The 6,000-nt window shown below is 52.0% G+C and carries 4 protein-coding genes; 1 reads left to right on the top strand and 3 read right to left on the bottom strand.

Annotation, left to right across the window (positions count from 1 at the left end; all coding sequences use genetic code 11):
- On the top strand, positions 1–337 hold a 337-nt coding region (locus EIK79_RS15150), incomplete at its 5' end, for an HNH endonuclease (protein WP_148094152.1).
- Between the two features lie 468 nt (positions 338–805).
- On the opposite strand, the gene EIK79_RS15145 is transcribed toward EIK79_RS15150, so the two are convergent.
- The 3 genes from EIK79_RS15145 to EIK79_RS15135 form a co-directional block, all read right to left on the bottom strand.
- Entirely contained in the window at positions 806–1,711 is a 906-nt protein-coding gene (locus EIK79_RS15145) for an ADP-ribosylglycohydrolase family protein (RefSeq protein WP_124956163.1), read from the bottom strand.
- A gap of 445 nt (positions 1,712–2,156) precedes the next feature.
- Positions 2,157–3,422 (bottom strand): McrC family protein, encoded by a 1,266-nt coding sequence (locus tag EIK79_RS15140; RefSeq protein ID WP_124956161.1) that lies wholly within the window; start codon positions 3,420–3,422, stop codon positions 2,157–2,159.
- A gap of 2 nt (positions 3,423–3,424) precedes the next feature.
- Complete coding sequence (locus EIK79_RS15135; protein WP_124956160.1) at positions 3,425–5,551, bottom strand: AAA family ATPase; 2,127 nt, start codon at positions 5,549–5,551, stop codon at positions 3,425–3,427.
- Between the last annotated feature and the right edge of the window lie 449 nt (positions 5,552–6,000).

The raw sequence follows: 6,000 nt of genomic DNA, 5'->3' as shown, positions 1-6,000 counted from the left end.
GCTCGCCCGATACGACCAAACGTGCCCGCTCTCCGGGGTTGATCAGCCGGGATTGTTGGACGTAGCACATGTGCTGTCGTGGCGTGACTATCCAGAATATAGAGCGGATTTGGCGAACGTATTGGCACTGAGTAAAACCCATCATGCTGCCTTCGACCAGGGCCTGTTCACGATCGACCGTGATTATCGACTATGTGTGAATCCGTCATTCGAGACTGAGAGCGATCTGTTGCAACGAACGATTATCGAACGAGCTGGTGAACGAGTCGAACTGCCTGTAACGTACTTGAATTCTGAGTACATGGCACAGCACAATACGGCGCTTGAATGGGTGTGAGGATAATCACCACGACGAGCCTGAATCGTGGTCTGATCAACGGGGGCAGCGCTCCGTAGCTGTCCATATTCCGTCTGGCAGCGTCGGAACCGGTGTGTTCCGATCGACTGGTGCAGACACCCCGGGTTGCAAGTGAAAAACCACGTGACGAGCCGGGGATCACACACCACTACTACCAGTGTTTCCTGATCGTGCGCCAACTGATCAGTTGCAATCGGAACACACCATCTGCAATATGAAGAACGTCCCGATGGAGCCGTTTGTGAGGCCTCTCTCATTCCCTCTCGGTTCGATGGACCGCCTCTGCGCGCGAGGATGAATGTATCCGACGTTTATACCATACTGATAGTCACCATGTCGGTAATATATACTATTCTAGGTGAATGTATTGCCATAACGACTGAGGAGAGGCGATATGACCGTCAGTTCATCCTTTCTGTGCTGATTCCGAATAATGCAGTACTCTGGTTACAGTTTCATGAGTTGTGCTGCCAGCGTTCGCAGTTCGGTCTCCTCATCGAGTGCTGCCAGCCAGCGGTCGGGAAGCGCAGTTGCCCCGAATCGGGCTCCGGCGATGGCTCCGGTGACAGCGCCGATCGTATCTGTATCACCTCCTCGATTCACACTCCGCACGATCGCCTCCTCACCGTCTGCTGCCCGGAGTCCATCGTACAGTGCCGTCTGGAGGGTATGAAGCACGTAGCCCGATGTCGGAAGTGACTCCAGTTCGCTCCCGTGAGCAATGGGTTCGAGTGCCGTAACGAGCTCCGCAGGTGCCTTGGGTTCGACGTAGTTTAGGGCCGTCGTGAGCGGTTCTGCATCGCCTTGCATCGCTGCTGCAATGGTGAGGTTCACCACTGCACATCCATAGGTACAGCGTGGATCGGCGTGCGTAATTTCGGACGAGTGCCGACTCGCCCGAACGAGTCGGGAGGGATCATCCGTGTACGCGACTGCAAGCGGTGGGCAGCGCATCACACTCCCATTGCCTGCATTGCTTCCTTCAGCACTGGCTTCCCACACGTCACGGCCAGCCGTTTCCCATGTCGCGCCTTGTTTTAGCTTCTGCAGCGAACGGCGTGTCATGATCCCGATGTCAAACGGCTCTGTGTCATACCACTCGACGAAGCGATCTGCGATGTCTGCGGGATCGAACTCCGAACGATCAGCTACACTCCGAGCGAGACAGCGCGCCTGAGCCGTGTCGTCTGTGACTGTCCCGGCTGGCTGTCTCCACGTCCCGTGGCCGACCATCTCCCGGAGGGTGCCGTGCTCTGCTTCGATCTCGGCGGCTGATTTGAACTCAACGGGCCGCCCGAGGGCGTCACCACACGCGAGCCCGAGGAGGACGCCCTCGGCATGATCTGTGTCCATACATCGCTGCACACTGCTATGTGTGAAAAAGATTAGTTAATATGCATTAGATATAATGGATTGGGATACGAGATAAGAATAGATTCAGATTGGCACCGTGTGCTTCATGGGGACGTTCTCGTTTACCATTTCGAACATCAAATACCTCTGTAAGCCGCTTCAATTACCGGTATCGGTCGCTATTCAACATGGTAACTGGTGTGATTGCTGTACCTGACGTTATCTAGGGATTCAATATAGTTGTGTGGAGGACAGCTCTTTTCCGCTCCCTAGAGTTTCACCCGTCGTCTGGATCGTAGATCTTGTTAATCCACGATCCTTGAGCGAGTTTTAACTGGATTTCTTCGCTGTCGTCCCAGTAGTTGTCGAAGCCGCCAAAGTTGTATCCGCACCCTTCATCGAGATCAAGGTACGTAATTAAGCCCCCGTCAATCCGTGGTACTGCTCAACAGAGCTGTCGAATCCGGTGGTTGAGGCAACGCTCCAGACGGGTCCCTAGCGCCTCAGCGGTTGCGGCTGGTTTCCGAGTCGGCAATTCGACGACAGCTAGTTCTCCTGCGTTCTGAACGGCATAGTTAGTTGTAAGGGATCCTTCTTGACTGGGATATATAAGCAATCCGGATACATCATCCGTGAGTTGATACGCGACCATCTGATAGATGTCTGCGTTGTCGACTGACTCCGGTGTCTTCCACTTTGCGTCTGCAACAAACTGAACGGTCTCATACTGGTCACGAACGAGGATGTCTGGCCGCATCGTAATCGATGGCGATCCACCAGTGACGAGTCCCCGTCTCGTTGCCTGTGGTTCGATGGACCAATCGGTACGTGACTCCAATGCTCCGCGAACTGCCCGTTCTACAACGTCTTCGAAGACACGATTCATGTCTATTAATAGTGAATAGGAGTCCCGGTTGCCGCGCTCTAATCGATCGACGTGAGCGTTATCGAGAAGTAGCTCAGTGAGTCGCAAGATAGCTGTATAGTGCTCACTGAGGCGAGTGAGTTCGATGTCGCGTACCTCTTGGACACGAACCGATCGAAGCGTCACACGACGGCGAATGCGCGTCTGATATCGCTGTAGTGACTGGCCGAGGTCTTCGTCGCTGACGAGCCCCAAGAGAACGGATACCGTATACAGAATTGCCTGATTTGCTGGCGTTTCATACGTGAGTTCATCATACGAACATTTAAACGTCGTTGCACAGGGACCCTGTCGCTGTAGCTGCTGTTGCAGATCGAGACGCCCGCGGAGATAGTCCTCGGTATTGCTGGAGCGTCGATACGCTTGTTGGAGGCCACGCTTGATGAGCTGCTCCAGCTCGGCGAGGTAGAGTGCAGCGAGGATGTCGATGAATGTGGCTCCGGTTTGGATCGATGTTTCCTGTTTGATCGTCGTTGCTTCGGTTCCGTGCGCATACTGAAGGAGTGACAGCAGATTGTCTCCTGCTGCTTTGGGACGGATCTGAATCGTCGGCCCATCTGGCAGTGAGACAATGCCAACGTACTGTGAGGTACGAAGCATCGGTTGCCTCTCGTGGTCAAAGCTCACTGTCATTTGTTGCGATGACAGTGTCTGTTCGATGAATTCCCGGTCTCGCTCTGACAATTGAGTATCCAACTGTGTTTCGTCGTGTTCTGTGAGCGTGATGGTCGGGACTGGTGCGGACGGCGACTGGGAACGACCTACTGTCTGTTCGTGCAATGCCATACTCACTCCGTAGATACGGACCGATCAGTGCCAGCAACACCGTTGTCGCGGAGTTGGTAGAGGTTTCGGTCATTGAATTGCGGATGGCACCAGTGGTCTGGTTGTCCGACAGTGGTCTCGTCTCCGTTCGTTAGTTCATCGAAAATCTGTTGTGCCGCCCCCGATAGCGAATATAAGTCGCCATCATTTAGCCATCGAATGTCGCCCGACTCAGCGGTGGCATCGATTACCTCACTCTGCCAAAACGCAGCATCACGCTCAGCCACTGCTCGCTCTATGTCTGTATCTGAGACCGTTGTCCCGTTCCGCAGCTGTTCACGGTTAAATTCGAGGATATCTCCTGCTTCGAGGACACCATTTTCAGACAGGATATCTACTGTCTGTCGTGATGTCGTCTCTGGTTCAATATTGAGGAGTGATGCGAGAGCTGTGTGAAGATCATCTGCGGTGAAGTCTTTGATCTGCTTGGTACGCCAATCGACGAGGCGATCATCAGTCCCTGCGAGGAGATCCTGTTCGATACGCTCGAATTGTCCGAAGTAATATTCCTCTAGGAGGGGGAGGATTTCGTACTTCCAGGTATCGACAAGCGCATCTTCGTCGATCTGTCCATCATCCCGTGTGCACCCAAAGAGATACGAATGCCCGATCTGCTTTCCCTTGCCAAGGTCCGGCAGGCTCCGAATCCGCTCGTTGAGTTCCTCAAGAGCAAGGAGTGAGAGGGCGAGCAGCGCACGCAGAGACGCACCTGACTCAGCTGTGGCGTGCACATCGCGTTTGTGATCAAAGTTGTACTCTTCATAGAGTGCGTCGTAGTCCGGTGGGAAATTGATGAATCGGAACCGGCGACGAAGAGCTGCGTCAACGAGTGCGATAGAGCGATCTGCAGTATTCATCGTGCCGATGACGAAGAGATTCGGCGGCACGACGAACGACTCTCCCGAATGAGCAAGCTGTACCTGAACTTCGTTTGCTTCATCACGACGTTTATCGGCTTCTAGTTGTGTAATGGTTTCACCGAAGATTTGCGCCAGATTGCCTCGATTAATCTCATCGATAATCAGCACGAATCGCGGCGGGGTCTCTTTTTTGGAGACCATCTCGTAGGCTTCTTGTGCAGCTTCACAGACACGCTTGAACCGCCCTGGGCTGATGTCGTAGTTGACGGTGCCGCTGTCAGTGGCCTCAGCGGACAGTCCTTCGACGAAATCTTCATAGGAGAATGAAGGATGGAATGTGACGATATGGACCTGTGACATTGATGTTGTGACTGGAGGACCTTCACTCACCCACCACTCAGCGAATTGGTTCGCTGAATACGTTTTTCCGGTTCCTGGTGGGCCATAGAACACGACCTGCTTTGTCGTTTCAAGCTGTCGTGCGATGTCGTCTGCTCGTTCAGGCTTTTCACTGGACTCCTCTGAGCCCCGTGTAAGGTCCCCAGTCTCAGCGTATCGAATCACACACTCAGGTACATCATCACGGGCAAATCCGAGAAGTGGAAAGAGTACATCGGCAAACGTTTCGGCTATAATATCGATAAATGACGTGTTAAAGATTCCATCGGCTTCGCGATAGCGTCGTTTTGCGGCAAACCGCGTGATACCGTTGGCAGCCAACCGGTCTATATCATCTCCAGTAAACTCGTCTACTGGCATCGAGTAGCTGTTTCCATATTTCGGCTGATAACTGACGGTAGCATCGTCGAACTGTGAAAGAATCGTGAGAAAGGTCTCTGATTGTTCACCAATATTCGTTTTTAGCGTCTCACGTTGGTCAGCTACCGGGGTCGCATCACCCGCCGTGCCTGCATTGAAACGCACATCAACAAAGGGTCCGTCATCGTCTTCCCCAATAAGGAATTCTGGATGAACGAGTTCGTGTGGGCCTCGATCATCACCTGCTCGACCGTACATCGTCCACATGTACTCGCGATAGTCTTTTTCCGTGTGTTGTGGCCGGATGCGTGATGCTGTTGGGTCACTACTGATGTTTTGGAACTGTTTTGGTGCCCGATTATATACGTCTTCGCCGATTTGCTGTAGATGACGCCGTATCGACTGTAGATTCGATTTTGTCGTTCCGAGCTGCTCGAAATCATCACGTGTAAAATGTGTTGTGTCTGCCATAAATCTGAGTTCGGCTATTTCTATTAGAATGTTTGGGTATCTGAGCCCGTTGTGATCTATTCTCTCCTCCCGATAGGCATTTTAGTTCATACGAATTTAGATAATTAATAGACTACTTAAAGGCCGACGAGTAGATCACCTTGCTGGAATAGTCATCCAGATCTACGAGTTGTTGAGATAGAGACAGCGTAGGAATGGATGTTCCCCAATGAGAGCAAGAGTGAACACCACTACTGTATAGAACACTGTGTTTAAATGTTCAGAAAGATTACTCTTGTCAATACAGACCCCAAGCTGTTCTTAACACCGAGAAGCGGCATTGACATCAAGTTCGGTCGGCAACAACTAAGTGATATATGCGAAGATATAATATTCATATTTTATAATGAATTCTAGACTCTTAATCAACACGCTATGCGCGTGGTTAATGAGTCTTATTACTGCTAGCG

The sequence above is a fragment of the Halocatena pleomorpha genome, assembly GCF_003862495.1.
Taxonomy (GTDB): Archaea; Halobacteriota; Halobacteria; order Halobacteriales; family Haloarculaceae; genus Halocatena; species Halocatena pleomorpha.
The sequence above is the reverse complement of the archived record's forward strand: the minus strand, read 5'-3'. Positions and strand labels throughout refer to the sequence as shown.

What these genes read in the sequence shown, in the direction of transcription:
- EIK79_RS15145 (WP_124956163.1), bottom strand. Translation starts at nt 1,711, where the DNA reads ATGGACACAGATCATGCCGAGGGCGTCCTCCTCGGGCTCGCGTGTGGT.
- EIK79_RS15140 (WP_124956161.1), bottom strand. Translation starts at nt 3,422, where the DNA reads ATGGCATTGCACGAACAGACAGTAGGTCGTTCCCAGTCGCCGTCCGCA.
- EIK79_RS15135 (WP_124956160.1), bottom strand. Translation starts at nt 5,551, where the DNA reads ATGGCAGACACAACACATTTTACACGTGATGATTTCGAGCAGCTCGGA.